This is a genomic window from Gordonia sp. NPDC003950, from assembly GCF_053605205.1.
This window is the reverse complement of sequence record NZ_JBSGIT010000006.1, coordinates 107,728-125,038: the sequence shown is the minus strand read 5'-3', so window position 1 is coordinate 125,038 and position 17,311 is coordinate 107,728. Positions and strand designations below refer to the sequence as shown.

At 68.3% G+C, this 17,311-nt stretch carries 13 protein-coding genes; 4 read left to right on the top strand and 9 right to left on the bottom strand.

Annotation, left to right across the window (positions count from 1 at the left end; translation table 11 throughout):
* Window positions 1-81 precede the first annotated feature (81 nt).
* Both ACWETB_RS07095 and ACWETB_RS07090 read right to left on the bottom strand, forming a co-directional pair.
* The gene (locus tag ACWETB_RS07095) at window positions 82-1,602 is read right to left on the bottom strand and encodes a cutinase family protein (protein WP_452210202.1); all 1,521 of its coding nucleotides are present in this window, start codon (window positions 1,600-1,602) and stop codon (window positions 82-84) included.
* A gap of 149 nt (window positions 1,603-1,751) precedes the next feature.
* The gene (locus tag ACWETB_RS07090) at window positions 1,752-3,323 is read right to left on the bottom strand and encodes a molybdopterin-dependent oxidoreductase (RefSeq protein ID WP_452210322.1); all 1,572 of its coding nucleotides are present in this window, start codon (window positions 3,321-3,323) and stop codon (window positions 1,752-1,754) included.
* 205 nt (window positions 3,324-3,528) lie between these two features.
* Between ACWETB_RS07090 and ACWETB_RS07085 the strand changes: the two genes are divergently transcribed.
* Window positions 3,529-4,992: an FAD-binding protein gene (locus tag ACWETB_RS07085; RefSeq protein WP_449742645.1), complete on the top strand. Its 1,464-nt coding sequence runs from the start codon at window positions 3,529-3,531 to the stop codon at window positions 4,990-4,992.
* Between the two features lies 1 nt (window position 4,993).
* On the opposite strand, the gene ACWETB_RS07080 is transcribed toward ACWETB_RS07085, so the two are convergent.
* The 6 genes from ACWETB_RS07080 to nadB form a co-directional block, all read right to left on the bottom strand.
* Window positions 4,994-7,273, bottom strand: a complete 2,280-nt coding sequence (locus ACWETB_RS07080; protein WP_452210200.1) for a heavy metal translocating P-type ATPase — start codon at window positions 7,271-7,273, stop codon at window positions 4,994-4,996.
* Window positions 7,273-7,446 carry a hypothetical protein gene (locus ACWETB_RS07075; RefSeq protein WP_452210198.1) on the bottom strand — a complete coding sequence of 58 codons (174 nt, stop codon included), beginning with the start codon at window positions 7,444-7,446 and terminating at the stop codon, window positions 7,273-7,275. Before ACWETB_RS07075 ends, ACWETB_RS07080 begins: the two co-directional genes overlap by 1 nt.
* Window positions 7,443-7,646, bottom strand: coding sequence for a heavy-metal-associated domain-containing protein (locus tag ACWETB_RS07070; protein WP_348806528.1), 204 nt, complete (start codon window positions 7,644-7,646; stop codon window positions 7,443-7,445). Before ACWETB_RS07070 ends, ACWETB_RS07075 begins: the two co-directional genes overlap by 4 nt.
* A gap of 34 nt (window positions 7,647-7,680) precedes the next feature.
* Complete coding sequence (locus tag ACWETB_RS07065) at window positions 7,681-7,974, bottom strand: metal-sensitive transcriptional regulator (protein WP_348806529.1); 294 nt, start codon at window positions 7,972-7,974, stop codon at window positions 7,681-7,683.
* A 137-nt stretch (window positions 7,975-8,111) separates the two neighbouring features.
* Window positions 8,112-9,062, bottom strand: coding sequence for a hypothetical protein (locus ACWETB_RS07060; protein ID WP_452210195.1), 951 nt, complete (start codon window positions 9,060-9,062; stop codon window positions 8,112-8,114).
* 110 nt (window positions 9,063-9,172) lie between these two features.
* A complete protein-coding gene (gene nadB / locus ACWETB_RS07055; protein ID WP_452210193.1) occupies window positions 9,173-10,840 on the bottom strand; it encodes an L-aspartate oxidase in 1,668 nt (555 codons plus the stop codon).
* Between the two features lie 187 nt (window positions 10,841-11,027).
* Between nadB and ACWETB_RS07050 the strand changes: the two genes are divergently transcribed.
* Window positions 11,028-12,425, top strand: a complete 1,398-nt coding sequence (locus ACWETB_RS07050; protein WP_348806532.1) for an ABC1 kinase family protein — start codon at window positions 11,028-11,030, stop codon at window positions 12,423-12,425.
* Window positions 12,426-12,527: 102 nt separating this feature from the next.
* The gene (locus ACWETB_RS07045; RefSeq protein ID WP_452210191.1) at window positions 12,528-14,048 is read left to right on the top strand and encodes a DUF3068 domain-containing protein; all 1,521 of its coding nucleotides are present in this window, start codon (window positions 12,528-12,530) and stop codon (window positions 14,046-14,048) included.
* 275 nt (window positions 14,049-14,323) lie between these two features.
* Here ACWETB_RS07045 and ACWETB_RS07040 read toward each other — a convergent pair whose 3' ends face one another.
* Window positions 14,324-15,280, bottom strand: a complete 957-nt coding sequence (locus tag ACWETB_RS07040; protein WP_348806534.1) for an alpha/beta hydrolase — start codon at window positions 15,278-15,280, stop codon at window positions 14,324-14,326.
* 285 nt (window positions 15,281-15,565) lie between these two features.
* On the opposite strand from ACWETB_RS07040, the gene ACWETB_RS07035 reads away from it, so the two are divergent.
* Window positions 15,566-17,224, top strand: a complete 1,659-nt coding sequence (locus tag ACWETB_RS07035; RefSeq protein ID WP_348806535.1) for an FAD-binding dehydrogenase — start codon at window positions 15,566-15,568, stop codon at window positions 17,222-17,224.
* Window positions 17,225-17,311 lie beyond the last annotated feature (87 nt).

Below are 17,311 nucleotides of genomic sequence, written 5' to 3'. Positions count from 1 at the left end.
TCGGACTCCCCTACCGATGAGATGCCGTCCGCGACACGTGGTGCGCGGGCCTTCCGGGTGGAGTGTCCCGGCGGTGCGATGCTAACCGGCCGCGGTCGCGCTCGCCACCTGCGTGCCGGAATCCGGAACCGGGTCGTCCGCGTCCGGGGCGGTGGTCGGTGCGGCGGCAGTAGTCGGCGCGGCGGCAGTGGTCGGCGCGGCGGCAGTGGTCGGCGCGGCAGCGGTGGTCGGTGCGGCGACGGTGGTCGGTGCGGTGATGGCGCCGGTGGCCGGAGCCGATGCGGTGGCGGCGATCCGGGATGCGGCGGAATCGCTCTGCGCCACTTCGGTTGTGGCGACCGTGGCGGTCGATGATGTGGTGGGCGGACCACTCTCGATGATGCCGACCGCGTCCGCGGTTGCTTGCGGATTCGGCGCGTAGTCCGCCCGGCAGGCCGACGGGCTGATGTCGCAGGTGTCCGAGTCGTGGACGGGAACGTCGATGCCGAGCCGATCGGCGACGAGTTGTTGCAGCTCACGCGGCGTCGGGACGTTGTAGGCCGACAGGCGTTGCCGGACGTCGTCCGGCAACGGCAGCCGAAGATCCGCGAGGGTCGACTGCTGGCCCGGCATCGGCACCGGAATGAGCGCGCCGAGAACATCGTCGAATTCGGTGGGCACGGCAATGCCCAGGTCCCGCAACATCATTCCCCAGGGGTTGCCGCCGTCGTAGACGATGTAATGGGTGTTGCCGTCCTCCCACTCGCGGGCGATCGAGTACTCGTTGATGCGGTACTCGAGGAAGGCGTGGACGTAGAACCCCGGAATCAGGTAGAAGAACGTAGAGATCGGGTTGACCAATGGGTTGCCGACTCCGCAGGTCGCGTCGCCACGCACGCAGTAGGAGTAGACCTTGATGTCGCCGGTGGCGTCCACATCGCGGTCACCGTTGGTGTACATCCCGGGCAGGAAGCTGGGCACGATGTTCTCGACCCCGGTGTGCGGGAAGCGGGAATCAGCGCCGACGATGACGACGATCTGATCATCGGGGATGTCGCCGTCACCCTCGGTGTTCTTGCGATGCAACAGATATGCGACGTTCATGGCGATCGGGGCACTCTGCGAGTAACCGTTGATGACGATGGTGGCGTCCGGATTACCCGCGTGGACCGCCTCGGCCGCGGCGACGCCGTTGACCGTGCCGACCTGCACCGAGTGGGTGAAGGTGTCGCTGCCCGCGAGGTAGATCGGGATGCCCCACGGATCGATCCCGAAGGCCGCCGGATAGGAGACGACCGAGATGGCCGGGGTCTGGGTCTCATCGACGCGGACGTCGTCCCCGGTGCCGACGACCCCGCCGAACAGTCCGATGCCCAGGGTCCGTTGGGTCTGATCGGTTCCGTCGTAGTCGGTGGTTCCCGGGATCAGGACCACCGCGTCGCCGGCCGACAGTGGCGGCGCCCAGGAGGGGGTCGCGATCACCGTCGGACGGGCCTGATCGATGGTCGCGGGCGGGTTGACATCGGGAAAGACGATCGGTCCGATCTGGAGCGCCCGTGCCACACCCGGGTCGACGCCCGGTGCCCAGAACATCGTGACGGCGACGACGGTCAGGACCATCATACGTCGGAACCCCACCAAATCTCCCCGCACCAAATCTCCTCTGCGCCAACCCGACCGGCCGCCTCCCGGCCGATCACCACACCGACGGCCCCGAAACCGACCGGCACAGTGTACGACGCCGCAGCAAGCAAGCAAGCAACAAGCGACGATCAGGTGACCGTGTAGCTACGGCTGTCCAGGCCGGTGGCGCCGTCGGGAATCGGGTCGGCGTTCTCCGAGGTCTGGACCTTGCCGTCCTTGCCGATCGCACGGCAGGAGATCTGGTGGGTTCCCGACGTCGCCGACCAGGTGTACTTCCAGAGTCGCCAGGTGTCGTCGCTGTAGTCGGCGGCCAGAGTCGCCTCCTGCCAGGGGCCGTCGTCGACGCGGACCTGGACCTGCGCGATGCCCACGTGCTGCGCCCACGCCGTCCCGGCGATGACGACGTCACCGGCCGACACCTCCGCCGCGGACGGGCGGTCGATGCGGGAGGCGATCTTGATCGGACCGGTGGCCGACCATCCGCGCGTCGTCCAATACGCCTGCGCCTTCGAGAATGTGGTGAACTCCCAGTCCACCACCCACTTGGTGGCCGAAACGTAGCCGTAGAGACCGGGAATCACCTGTCGCACCGGGAAACCGTGCTCGACCGGCAGGGGCTCACCGTTCATGCCGATGGCCAGCAACGCATCCCGGTTGTCGGTGATCGCCGACACCGGGGTTCCACAGGTCCAGCCGTCGGAACTGGTGGACAGCAACATATTCGAGCCCGGTTGGACGCCGACGCGGTCGAGGATGTCGGTCATCCGGACGCCGAGCCACCGCGCATTGCCGATCAGGTCGCCGCCCACCTCGTTGGACACGCAGGTCAGGGTGACCAGCCGTTCGGTCATCGGCATCGCCAGCAACTCGTCCCAGGACAGGGTGATCTCCTCGTCGACCATCCCGTGCACCCGCAAGTGCCAGTCCGCCGTGGTCAGATGGGGCACCTGCAGCGCGGTGTCGATGCGGTAGAAGTCGACGTTGTTCGTGACGAAGCGGTTGGCCCCCTGCACCCCGAGGTCGGCGTCGGGCGGTACCGGTGGGGCCGGGTCGGCGGGTGTCGGGAGCAGGATCGCCTTGCGATCGGCGATGGTGCGCGACGCGCCCGCGAGCATGGTGCGGCCGAGTGCTCCGACGGCGACGGCGGCGGCCGCGATGCCCCCGGCGGTCAGCAGGAAACGTCGTGACACCGGCGCGCGCCGAGCGGAATCGGGCTCCGCTGCATCGGAATGCGCTGTGTCGGAATCCGCTGTGTCGGAATCCGCTGTGTCGGAATCACGGTCGAGCATTCCGATCAGCACGCGGAGCACCACCACGCCGACTGCGCCACCCAGGATCGACGGCAGCATGTACGACCCGGTGGCCCCGGCCCGACCGAGCGCCGCGACGGCTCCGAGAACCGCGAAGACGATGATGATCACCGAACCGATCGGCGGGCGTCGACGTTCGGCGGCACCGCTGCCGGCGGCGATGATCGCGATGACCGCCCCCATCACGACGAACAACACGAGTTTGTCGGAGGTGCCGAAGGTGGCGATCGCCCATTCGCGCACGGCCTGCGGCGTGTGGTCGACGACCCAGGAGCCGACCGCGAAGTACGGGGAGGAGTCCGGCGAGACGAGGGCGGCGACGAGTTCGCCCACGCCCAGCGCCGCGCCGACGGCGATGACGCCGGAGAGCGCACCCAGCGGCGGAGTCAATCCCGGGTGGGTGTGTGCCGACGCATTCGCGTCGTCATCGAGATCGGTGCGGGTTGGACGGGCCACACTCCTTGATACCTCGAAAACCTGCCGCGGCGTGCGTCCCGACGCATGTCAGGTCGGTCGGACAGTCGATGGGCCGGCCCGGAGAGCAAATCATGGAAGCACTAGAACGTGTTCTAGTTTGTGGGTTAACCTGATGCGCATGGCAGGTGACACAGCGATCCCCGAGACAATCGCGGTGGGGTCGATCGACGAGTTCAGCGACGACGTCGACGTGGTGGTGATCGGTCTCGGCATCGCCGGCGGATGTGCCGCGGCCGAGGCCGCGGCCCACGGAGCGCGGGTCCTCGTACTCGAACGTGCCGCGCAGGCCGGCGGGACGACGGCGCTGGCCGGTGGGCACTTCTATCTCGGCGGCGGCACCGCGGTCCAGCAGGCCACCGGACATGAGGACTCGGCCGAGGAGATGGAGCGCTACATCACCGCGGTCTCCCGGGATCCGGAACCCGAGAAGATCCACGCGTATTGCGTCGACAGCGTCGACCATTTCACGTGGCTCGAGGACCTCGGATTCACCTTCGAACGCAGCTATTACCCGGAGAAGGCGGTCGTCCAGCCCGAGACCCAGGGGCTGATGTACACCGGCAACGAGAAGGTGTGGCCGTTCAACACGATCGCCAGGCCCGCTCCGCGCGGGCACAAGGTGCCGGTCCCCGGTGACACCGGCGGCGCGGCGATGGTGGTGGAGTTGCTGGTGAAGCGTCTCGCCGAACTCGGCGTCGAGGTGCGCTACGAGGTCGGGGCTCGGGCGTTGGTCGTCGACGCCGACGGGCAGGTGGCCGGCGTGCGCTGGCGCGGCCTCGACGGTGCAGAAGGGTTCATCCGGGCGCGCAACGTCGTCCTCGCGGCGGGTGGGTTCGTGATGAACTCCGAGATGGTCGCGGAGAACGTGCCGTGGCTGGCCGAGAAGCCCTTCGTGTTGGGCAACACCTACGACGACGGCCTCGGCCTGCGCATGGGTGTCTCCGCGGGTGCGGTGCTCAAACACATGGATCAGGCCTTCTGTACCGCACCGGTGTACCCGCCGTCGATCCTGCTCACCGGTATCGCGGTGAACAAGAACGGCGAGCGCTTCGTCGCCGAGGACTCCTATCACTCCCGGACATCGGCTTTCGTTCTGGAACAACCGGATTCGACGGCCTACCTCATCGTCGACGAGGCGCATATGAAGCGGCCGCGGATGCCGCTGGTGCCGCTCCTCGACGGCTACGAGACCGTCGAGGAGATGGAGGCGGCGCTCGGTATCCCGACCGGGAAGCTCGCCGCCACCCTGGAGCGTTACAACACCCACGCCGCACGCGGCGAGGACCCCGACTTCCACAAGTCACCGGAATTCCTTGCCGCACAGGACAAGGGACCGTGGGCGGTCTTCGACATGAGTCTGGGCAAGGCCATGTACGCCGGGTTCACCATGGGCGGCATGGCGACGTCGGTCGACGGTGAGGTGCTCGACGCCGACGGCGCACCGATCGCCGGCCTGTATGCGGCGGGCGCGTGCGCGGCGAACATCGCGCAGGACAGCAAGGGATACGCCAGCGGTACGCAGCTCGGGGAGGGGTCGTATTTCGGCCGACGTGCCGGACGGCACGCGGCGGCGCGCGACTGAGTCACCTCACCGCCGAACGAAACCCCCGCAACCGCAGGCTGTTGGCGACGACGAACACCGACGAGAACGCCATCGCCGTGCCGGCGATCATCGGATTCAGCAACCCGGCCGCGGCGACCGGGATGGCGGCCACGTTGTAGCCGAAGGCCCAGAAGAGGTTCTCGTGGATCATGCGAAGGGTCCGACGCGACAGCCGGATGGCGTCGACGACCTTGCGCAGGTCACCGTCGACGATGGTGAGGTCGGCGGCGGCGATCGCCACGTCGGTACCGGTGCCCATCGAGAGTCCGAGGTCGGCCTGGGCAAGCGCGGCGGCATCGTTGATCCCGTCGCCGACCATGGCGACCGAATGTCCTTGCTGCTGAAGATCTCTGATGAGAGATGCCTTCTCCTCGGGGCGAACCTCGGCGTGCACCTCGTCGATGCCGACCTGCGCGGCCACATGTCGGGCCGCCCCGAGATTGTCACCGGTCAGCAGGATGGGGGTGAGTCCCATCGCGGTCAACTCGGAGATGGCTTGCGCGGAGGTCGCTTTCACTTCATCTGCGACCACGATCACGCCGAGTCCGGACTCACCGCCGCCGTCGATCGTGACGATCACCGCGGTCGAGCCGCGCTCGTGGGCCGAGTCGACGGCGGCGGCCAGCGGCGCCGGTAGTGCGGCACCGAATTCACGTGGGCTGCACACCCGCACCTTCTCGTCACCGACGATGCCGGTGACGCCGGCACCCTTGACGGCGACGAAATCGACGACCGCGTCGACCGGTCGGCCGTTCACCGAAAGCTCGTGCGCAGCATCGACGATGGCTGCGGCGATCGGATGTTCCGATGCGGCTTCCACGGCCGCGGCGACCGCCAGGAGGTGGTCGGCGTCGGCGCCGTCGGGTACCGCGATCGAGTCGAATCGCATCACGCCGGTGGTGACCGTGCCGGTCTTGTCCAGGACGATGGTGTCGACGCGGCGGGTGTTCTCCAGCACCTCTGGACCCTTCAGCAGGATGCCCAGTTGAGCGCCCCGGCCGGTGCCCACCATCAGCGCGGTGGGCGTGGCCAGGCCGAGCGCACAGGGACAGGCGATGATGAGCACCGAGACCGCCGCTGTGACGGCAAAGGTGATCGACGTTCCGGTGGCGATCGCCGATCCCATCCAGAATCCCAGGGCGGCAACGGCAATGGTGATGACGATGGGGACGAACCAGGCGGAGATGCGATCGGCCAGCCGTTGCGCCGCCGCCTTGCCGGCCTGCGCGTCGGCGACCATGGTGGTGATCTGCGCCAGCGCGGTGTCGGCACCGACGCGTGTGGCACGCACCCGAAGTCGCCCACCGGCGTTGAGGGTGGCGCCGGTCACCTCGTCACCGACGGCCACCTCCATCGGCACCGACTCACCGGTCACCATCGAGGCGTCGACCGCCGACACCCCTTCGACCACAACACCATCGGTGGCGATCTTCTCGCCGGGTCGCACGATGAACTCGTCACCGACGGCGAGCTGTTCGATCGGTACCCGCGTCTCGACGCCGTCGCGGAGCACCACGGCGTCCTTCGCCCCCAACTCCATCAGGGCCCGCAGGGCGTCACCGGCGGTGCGCTTGGCGCGGTTCTCCAGGTATCGCCCGAGTAGCAGGAAGGTGGTGACACCGGCGGCGGCCTCGAGATAGATGTTCGACGCCCCATCGGAGCGTTGCGGGATGAGATCGAAGCCGTGCGTCATCCCCGGCTCGCCCGCGGTGCCGAGGAACAGGGCGTAGAGCGACCAGCCGAATGCGGCGAGGGTGCCCATCGACACCAGCGTGTCCATCGTGGTGGTGCCGTGACGCAGGTTGCGCCACGCGGCCCGGTGAAAGGGCCACGCACCCCAGACGACGACCGGCGCGGCCAGCGTCAACGACAGCCACTGCCAGTAGGTGAACTGCCAGGCCGGCACCATCGCGAGTGCCACCACCGGAATCGACAGCGCCGCACAGATGATCACCCGCGAACGCAGCGTGGCGAACTCGGCGTCACGGGCGTCGTGGGAGTCCCTCGACGCTCCCGGCTCACCCGCGGCCGGGCGATCCACCACCGGCGCGGCGTCGTAACCCGCCGCCCGGATGACGTCGATCAACTCGGCGGACGCGATCTCGGCCGGATGGTCGACGTGTGCACGTTCGGTCGCGAAGTTCACGCTGGCCTGCACGCCGTCGAGCTTGTTCAGCTTGCGCTCGATGCGGTTGGCACACGACGCGCACGTCATGCCCGAGATGTCGAAGTCGACTCGCTCCCGTTCGGTCGCGGCCATCAGTGACCTCCGTGCTGATCCGTGTTCTCTGAATGCTGCATGTCGGTGTGGTGATCGGTGCCGGCGGTGGGCGCCCAGGCGTGTCCCACCGCGAAGGCGATGGCGAAGACCGCCGCGAGCGCCACCACGAAGGCGGTGATGCGCGCGGCCGTGTTCGCGGCCCAGCTGTTCATACCAGTTGGTAGCCGGCCTCGGTGACGGCCCGCTCTACGTCGGCACGATCGAGCGGCGCCTCGCTGGTCACCTCGACGCGGCCGGAATCGACCGCGACCTCGACACCGGTGACACCGGCGATCTCCTCGATCTCCTCGCGCACCGATGCCGCGCAGTGCCCGCAGGTCATACCGGTCACGGTGTAAGTCTCATTCGTCATCGAACTCTCCTTTTTTGTCGACGTGATGGATGTGTCAGGATCGGACGAGCCGGCTGATCGCCTGGACGGCCTCGTCGAGCTTGGCCCTGCCCTGCTCCTCGCCCTCTTGGGCGGCCTGCAGCACACAGTGGTTCATGTGCTCCTCGAGCAATCCGAGACTGACCGCCTGCAGGGCCTTCGTCATCGCCGAGACCTGCGTGAGGATGTCGATGCAGTACTGCTCTTCCTCGACCATCCGCTGCAGCCCCCGCGCTTGGCCCTCGATCCGGCGCAGGCGACGCAGGTAATCGTCCTTGCGCTCGATGTACCCGTGTTCGGCGTGATCCATGACAACTCCGTTCTATACCCCCTACAGGTATACCTTAGGCGGCCATGGAACGGTACCCCCCTAGGGTAGGTGACGCGACAGTGTCGGGCGCCACCGCATCGGGCGGGGTCGAGCCGGGGATGGTGCCGGGTTGTTGGTCAGCTCCGACGCAACGCGTCGGCCAGGCGGGACAGCGCGGCGGCGACATCGCTCAACGCGTCACTGACGGCGTCCAGCGACGGCCCGGCCGAATCCGTGCCCGGGATGCCGGTGCTCGGGATGCCGGTGCTCGGGATGCCGGTGCTCGGGATGTCGGTGCTCGGGATGTCGGTGCTCGGGATGTCGGTGCTCGGGATGTCGGGGCTCGGGATGTCGGTGCTCGGGATGTCCGCGCCCTGGACGTCGGGCGCTCCGATCGGCGATGCCGCACCGGCCGTCACCACGACCGGATCCTCGTCGAATCCGTGACGACGTCCCTGATAGGGCGGCAGACCGTCGGGTGGGGCGGAGTCGGTGGACCGGCGGCCGCCGCGGTAGGCACCCAGTCCGTCGATCTCCGACGAACCCGTCGGCCCGGACACCATCGGCTCGGACACATCGGCCGGGCCGGACACCAGGTGATCAGGCATCCGGTGTGCACCACTGTGCCCGGCGGCCATGACCGGCAGGTCACCGGTGGACGGACCGCTGTGAACCGGCTCGGCAGGCGACGGCGGGAAGCCGGGCGACGCATGGTGATGCCCGCCGGACGGACCTTGTGCCCCGGCGGCCGCGATCCCCGTCAGCGCCGTGGGGGCGTGCCCGTTGGACCGGACGAAACCGTGGGGGCCGGGATGGCCGTGGAAGTACAGACACGGCGCGTTCTCCGGGGAGGTCACCGGGCACGGATTGCGTTCGATGAGCGATTGCGCGTGCGGATCGAAGTCGTTCCACTCCAGCCAGTACCGGCGGTCGGCTCGCGGATGCGCACCACCATCGGTAGCGTGGTTGCCCCGGTGCCCGATCCCCAAGCGGCACTGCAACATCCAGCCCGCCGAATCGGGGAGTCCCAACGCGCGCCGTTCCGCGGTCGAACTGACCACCGTCGACCAGCAACCTTCGCCGTCCATCGAGCCTCCATTCGCCCGGCCGTGCCGCGCAGTCCAACGATGGAGTTCCCGCCCATGACAGCGTCACACACAACCCCGCGGGTCAGTGTACGAAAGGACCCTCGATGCGGCTACCCCGAAAGGGGGACGGCCTCCCCGGTGCGCATCTCCCCAGGCCTCATCTCCACGGGGCTCAGCTCGGTCACCTGATCGCCCACGAGCCGAAAGACGCGTGACCGCGCGGTGGCCGCGGTCTCCGGATGATCCGACCGCACGTGGCAGCCGCGCGATTCGGTGCGGGCGGCGGCAGCGGCGACCACGGCCCGCGCGGTCATCGTCAACGCGGCGTCCTCGGCCGCCCGCACGGAGTCGAGCGGCACCGGACGGGCGCCCGCGAGCAGCGTGGCGACCTCGGTGAGCCCAGACGCGTCGCGTTGGAGCGCCACATGCCGACCCATCGCATCCTGCAGCACGGCTCGATCGAGCACCGGTGCGCTCATGACGGCGCTGTCGGGCGCGGCAGCGGCGTCGACGGTCGGCGATCGGCGCTCCCCGCGTGCCGTCGTCGCCACCCCGGCGGCGCGGATGCCCATCACGACGCCCTCGAGCAGGCTGTTCGACGCGAGACGGTTGGCGCCGTGCAGCCCGGTGCGGGCCACCTCACCGGCGGCGAGCAGTCCGGGGACCGCGGTGCGGGTGTGGATGTCGGTGACCACGCCGCCACACTGGTAATGCGCGCCCGGGACCACCGGGATGCGACCCGAACGCACCGACAACCCGGCCGCCGCGACCCCCGCGGTCACCGTCGGGAATCGGCGCTCGACATCGGCGATCCCGCTGATATCGAGGTAGACGCAAGGGTGTCCGGTCCGATCGATCGCGGCGATCGCGGCGTTCGCGACGACGTCACGCGGCGCGAGGTCACCCTGCGGATGCACGCCCGCGGTGACCGACCGGCCGTCGACGTCGACGAGCCGGCCGCCCTCGCCACGGATGGCCTCGGTGATCAGTGTGCGACGGCCACGTTCGCCAGGCGTGTAGAGCATCGTCGGGTGGAACTGGATGAACTCGAGGTCGGCGACGTGCGCACCCGCCCGCAACGCCAGCGCGACCCCGTCGCCGGTCGCGCCGGCCGGGTTGGTCGTCGCCGGATACAGGTGGCCGGCGCCGCCGGTGGCGAGCAGCACCGTCGGGGCCGCCACCGCGTGGGATGCCCCGTGACGCAGGTAGGTGACGCCGGTGACCCGTCCCTCGCCGGCGGTGAGCACCTGCGTGACGACGGCATCGTCGATGATCTCGATCGTGCCGTCATGTGCCGCGCCGGTGAGCGCGGCACCGAGCGCGCGTTGGATCGCGGCCCCGGTGGCGTCACCGCCGGCATGCAGGATGCGGCGCACGCTGTGCCCGCCCTCTCGGGTGCGGGCCAGGGCGCCTCGCGGGTCGCGGTCGAATCGGGTGCCCCACGCCATCAGTTCGGTCACCGCGGCCCAGCCGGCATCGACGATGGGTCGGGTCGCCAGCCGATCAGTCAGGCCCGCCCCGGCGGCGATGGTGTCGGCGACGTGGAGGTCCACCGAGTCGTCGGGGTCGGTGGGCGTCACCACGGCGATCCCGCCCTGGGCGTAGAAGGTCGAGGTCGCCTGTTCGGCGCGATCGGGGTTGCAGGCCTGCCCCTTGTGCAGCACCGTCACCCGCAGTCCGGCGGCGTGCGCGGTCAGTGCGGCGGTGATCCCGGCGATGCCGGCGCCGACGATCACCAGGTCGGCGTGCGCGGGCACGGGCGCAAGTGCAGCGGCCATCGGACTTGCCTTTCTCGGGTACCCGATCCTCGGGCGTCTGCCGAACTCAACCATCCGGGGATGTTTTCGATTCCCAGTCGAAAACCTCTGCCACGCACTCTACGCGTCCCGGAGGTGACCGGGGTCTCTCGGTACACTGGCCCGCGGTGACCGCTCACGCCCCGCGGCCCACGCGGGATAATCCCCGATGACGACGGCGGCACCCACCGATATGAACACTTCTCAGATCAACAGCCCGGACGTCACCGGCCTTGGACCGGTGTCACCATTGACCGAGGCCTACCGGTTCGGCTCCACCGCGGCGCACGCGACCGCGGGCGTCATCCGCTTCGCCGTCGGCACCGCGGTCGATGCACTGCACCTGCGGCCACCCAACGCCGCCCGCGCCGCACACGAGGTGCGGACGACGTTCGAACACCTCGGGCCCACCTATGTGAAGCTGGGCCAGCTCATCGCATCGAGCCCCGGCGTCTTCACCGAGACCCTGGCAGGCGAGTTCGAGTCACTCCTGGACCGTGTGCCCCCTTCCGACCCCGACGACATCCGCCGCCTCTTCGTCGAGGAGTTCGGCCGCGCACCGGAGGACGTCTTCGCCACCTTCGATCCCGTGCCGATCGCGTCGGCGTCGATCGCGCAGGTCCACACCGCCACCCTGGCCGACGGCACCGAGGTGGTGGTGAAGATCCAGCGGCCCGGGATCGGCGACCGACTCGCCCCCGACGTGGCGATCCTCGACCGGCTCGCCGGCCTGGCCGAACTCTCCGAATACGGGCGCATGCTCAGCGCCCGCCACGTCGTCGAGGACTTCGCCGACGGGCTCGCCGCCGAGCTGGACTTCCGCAACGAGGCCACCACCATGCGGGAGTGGTACGAGTGCCTGAAACCGGGACCGTTCGGCGATCGGGTCCGCGTCCCCCACGTCCACGACGAGTTCACCACGGCCCGGGTGCTCACCATGGAGCGCATCTACGCGATCCGCATCGACGACGCGAAAGCAGTCCGCGAGGCCGGTCACGACGGCGTCGCGCTGTGCCGCACCCTGCTGCTGTCCCTGCTGGAATCGGCCTTCCACGGCGGGCTGTTCCACGGCGACCTGCACGCCGGCAATGTGCTCGTCGACGACGCGGGTCATCTGGTGCTGCTCGATTTCGGGATCGTCGGCCGGTTCACCCCACGGACCCGCCGCATCCTGCGTCAGCTCGTCGTCGATCTCATCGTCCGCGGTGACTACGAATCCGCCGGGCGTGGGATCTTCCTGCTCGGCGCGGTCCGCAATCCCGGGTCCACCGCGCAGGGCGGCGTCGACATCGAGAAGGTCGCCGCACCCCTGTCGGGGACCGATCTGGGGGCGATGAGCTACACCGATCTGGGCCGGCAACTCGCCGCGGTCGCCCGGGCCCACGACGCGCGGCTACCACGTGAACTGGTCCTCGTCGGCAAGCAACTGCTGTATGTGGAGAAGTACATGAAGCTGCTCGCACCGCGGTGGAAGGCGATGAGCGACCGCGAGATCTACGGGTACATGGCCGGGATCATGAGAGAGGCCGAACGGGACCGGCGCGCCGAGGGCGCGCACACTCGCTGACCCGTCCTGGGTGGGTCCACCGGCCTGCGCCATTAGGGTGGTGACACGAAACCCGAGCGAATCCCGATCCCGCTCGACGGCGCCGACCCAGGGAGTCGATTGATGAAGCGAGTGTTGCCGGCCGTGCTGGCATTCCTCGGCGTGGCCTGTATCACGGCGGCGATCGCCGTTCCGCTGTGGTTGGTGCCGCAACTGAAGGTTGTCCCGCTCGACCTCGACATCACCACCAACGCCACCTCGGTGAGCGCGGACGGCTCCCCCGGTGACCGTTTCCCCGCGGTGATTTTCGACCGTTGTTCGGTCAACGAGTCGCGGGCGCGGACCCTGCAGGCGCATCTCACCCAGCAACGCCGGTCGGTCATTGTCGATCCGTCGGATCGCCGTCAGGCCACCATTCAGGCCGCCCAGACCGTGCGGATCGACCGCACCCGTGACGCGAACGGCGACGAGAATGTGCCACCGGCCCCGGCGTCCGGTGGCGAACTCGAATGCGACGACGGCCTGCTGACCGCCAGCATCGACAAGGTCTCGGTGAACCGCAAGACCTCGGTACCCAACGGAACCGTGAGCTCCGTGCAGGTCGAGGCGGCACCGGAAGGCGTCGACCCCAAGGACGTGTCGGTGCAGCTGACCAACCGGCAGGGCTTCCAGTACAAGTTCCCGTTCAACACCAAGAAACGTGCGTACCTGTACTACGACCTGAACAGCAGGCAGGACACCGAGGCCAAGTTCGTCGGGGTGGAGACCATCGACGGCGTCGAGACCTATCACTTCCAGACGCAGGTGCCCGAGAAGGATCTGTCCTCACTGCCCAACCCGCAGAACGAGGCGGCCCTGGGCACGATGCTGACGATGCCCGCCCGATGGTGGGGCATCAGCGGACGCGGGGTCCGCCCGACGCAGCAGGTCTCCATGCACCGGTATGCCACGGTGACCCGGGATCTGTGGGTGGAGCCGCAGACCGGCACGATCGTCGACGGCCGCGAAGACCAGCACCAATACTTCCGTTCGCCTTACCAGGATGACGAGGCGACGCCGGCCGCGGTCCGCGAGTTCCGGCTCGACGCGCTGAAGACCACGTTCGAGTTCACCGACGCGACGGTCTCCGAACAGGCCACCAAGGCCGCAGGCTACAAGGACGAGATCCGGCTGGGCGGTTTCTGGCTGCCGCTGATCCTCGGCGTCGTCGGTGCCGTACTGCTGCTCGCCGCGGTGTTGCTGTTCCTGCGTGGTCGGCGGGCGCGTCGCCGCGATGGTGGCGACGATGACAACGACCTCGACGATGATCTCGAGAACACCGACTCCGACACCGAGATCGTCGATCGACCCGACACCACCGAAGATGCCCCGGAGTACACCGGCTCCGAGGAACCCACGGTCGTCGACCGGCCGCGCGGATCGCATGCCGAGGCAGCAGCGGCGGCGCCGACCGCCGTCATCGCCTCACAGCGGGCGCGGCACCGTAGTCCGGCCGAGCCGGTGGACGAATGGTCCGACGAGGACGAGGCCAATGCCTACCTGTGGGACAGTCCGACGCAACGGATTCCGCGCGTGGAGGGCTCGGCCCCCAAGATCGACGGTGACGAGGACTTCCGGCCGGTGGACGGGGATCAGTCGAGGTAGCGCCCCGCAACCGGTCGGCAGGATAGGGCACCCGCCGATCGAGGCGACCCCCCTCCGCCGATCGAGCCGGTGAGGAGCTCAACGCACGCAGACACTGGCGAGGTGACGCCGGTACCCACCGCCGGCACACGCCGAAAGCGGAACCAACCCACACGACAGTCACACAACGACAGTCACACACAACGACAGTCACAGACAACGACGAGGGCCGGTGATCGTGATGATCACCGGCCCTCGTCGTGAACTGTGTGGGTTCTCTGGTTCCTATCCGCGGATCAGAAGAACGCGGGAGCGAACGTGGTGGCCCAGGACTGCTTGAAGGTGTCGTCCCAGTAGGTCCACCAGTGATCGCCGTCCGGGGTGATCCGGGTGGTCAGGTGGATCGGCAGGGTGCGCAGCCGGGCGATGTAGATCTGGCTGCTGGTCGACGCGGCGACCTCGAGCGGCACCATCTGGGCGAAGTGCACCGGGTTGAAGTTGGCGCTGCCCGGGGTGATGGACGAGTCGTACTTGCTGCCCATGCCGGTTCCGGCGGAGACGTAGACATGCTTGCCGGACAGGTTGCCCGCCGACAGGAACGGATCGTTCTGGAACCATTCGCCGGCCGGGTAAACGCCCCACATGTTGTTGGGGTTGCCGCCCATGTCGGCGACCGAGGCCTGGATGCCCTGGGTGAAGCCGGGCATCGTGACGGTCGGGTAGCCCGAGTAGGACGCGACCGCGTCGTAGAAGCCGGGGTGCCGCGACGCGAGGTTCAGCGCCGAGGTGCCCGACATCGACAGACCGGCGATGCCGTTGCGACGGTTGTCACTGCCGTGGTTCTTGGCCATGTAGGCGGGCAGCTCGCGGGTCAGGAAGGTCTCCCACTTGTTGACGCCCAGCTTGGGGTCCGGGGACTGCCAGTCGGTGTAGAAGCTGCCGCCGCCGCCGAACGGGATGGCGACGTTGGTGCCCTTGCCGGCCATCCAGCGCGCGACGTTGGTGTTGATCAGCCAGCCGCTGTTGTTGTTCGGGGCGCGCAGACCGTCGAGCAGGTACAGGGTGGGCTTGTTGCTACCGCCGGCAGAGACGATGCACACCGGCACACTGCGGTGCATGGCCGGGGAGTACACCCGCTCGACACTGCAGCCGTTGGCTGCGTGTGCGGCCGGCGCGGCGACCGTGGTGACACCGCCGATGGCGGCGACCGCCACCATTGCGGCCACCAGGCGCTTACGGGCGCGAGTCAGCATGAGATTCGATTTTCCTTACGATCGTGACCCGAGCGGGCGCGTTCATATGGGCATGGTGCGGGGGTACGGCGGCGTGCCGCCCGGGACGAACCCCGTCGCGGCCGATAGTAACGGCTCGATAACACAGCGGCAAAGGCAGGAAAGTGAACTCCGCGTGCTTTCTCCGATCCTGCCGCACCCGGGTGACCGGCGTCACCTGCAGCTATCACGGTTTCGCGTCGACTTGGTCACACCGGTTCCGGGCACCCCGATAAGGTCATGATCGACCCTTCCAAAGGAGATCCAGTGACCGAGCAGCAGGCCGATGCAGTCGTCGTGGGGGCCGGATTGGCCGGACTCGTCGCCACCTATGAACTCACCCAGGCCGGGCGCCGGGTGATCCTCATCGATCAGGAGAACCGCAACAACCTCGGTGGCCAGGCGTTTTGGTCACTGGGCGGGTTGTTCCTGGTCGACACCCCGGAACAACGACGCCTCGGTGTCCACGACTCGGCGGAGTTGGCGCTGCAGGACTGGATGGGATCGGCCGGTTTCGACCGCGACGACGAGGACTACTGGCCGCGGCAGTGGGCGCGCGCCTACGTGGAGTTCGCGGCCACCGAGAAGCGCCAGTACCTACACGACCTCGGACTGCGGGCACCGGTGGTGGGCTGGGCCGAGCGAGGCGGTGGCTTTGCCGACGGTCACGGCAATTCCGTACCGCGTTTCCACCTCACCTGGGGTACCGGCCCGGAGGTCGTCCGCATCTTTGCCGAACCGGTGCTCCAGGCCGAACGTCGTGGGCTCGTCGAATTCCGTTTCCGGCACCGCGTCGACGAGATCGTCGTCGACGACGGCGTGGCGGTCGGCGTGCGCGGGGCCGTCCTGGAGCCGACCGACCTCGAACGCGGGAAGGCGTCGAGCCGCGAGGTGATCGGCGATTTCGAGGTGCGCGGCGACGCCGTCATCGTCACCTCCGGCGGCATCGGCCACAACCACGACCTGATCCGCGAGAACTGGCCCGTCGAGCGGCTCGGTCCGGCCCCGCGGTTCATGATCTCGGGGGTGCCCGCGCACGTCGACGGCCGGATGCTGGCGATCAGCGAGTCGGCCGGTGCCAGCCTGGTCAACCGCGATCGCATGTGGCATTACACCGAGGGCATCATCAACTGGGACCCGATCTGGCCCGATCACGCGATCCGCATCATCCCCGGCCCCTCGTCGTTGTGGCTCGACGCCAACGGTGATCGCCTGGCGCCGCCCAACTTCCCCGGTTTCGACACCAATTCGACGATGAAGGCCATCCTGTCGACCGGATACGACTACTCCTGGTTCATCCTCACTCAGTCGATCATCGAGAAGGAGTTCATGCTCTCGGGATCGGAGCAGAATCCGGATCTGACCAACAAGGACCTGAAGTTCGCCGCCAAGAGCCGCCTCGCCAGGGGCGCACCCGCTCCGGTGGCGGCGTTCGTCGAGCACGGCGAGGACTTCGTGGTGGCCGACAACCTCGCCGCGCTGGTCGCGAAGATGAACACGATCACACGCGGTCCGGATCTCGATCTGCAGAAGATCGAGCGCATCATCTCCGCCCGCGACGCCGACGTCGACAACAAGTTCTCCAAGGACGCACAGCTGATGGCCATCACCAACGCCCGTCAATATCTCGGTGACAAGGTCGCCCGCGTGGCCAAGCCGCACAAGTTGCTCGACCCGGATCACGGCCCGCTGATCGCGGTGCGCCTGAACATCCTCACCCGCAAGACCCTCGGCGGACTGGAGACCAATCTCGATTCGGCGGTGATGCGCCCGGACGGCACCGTCTTCGAGGGCCTCTATGCGGCCGGTGAGGTCGCCGGTTTCGGTGGCGGCGGGGTGCACGGCTACAACGCACTGGAGGGAACCTTCCTCGGTGGCTGCATCTTCTCCGGCCGGGCCGCCGGACGCGCGGTGGCCCGGGGATGAACCACCGATGTACGCCCCGAAAAGGATTGCCTGGCCTCAACTTTCACAGGGTGCCCTGAGTGACCACGCGACCCGTACCACTCCGAT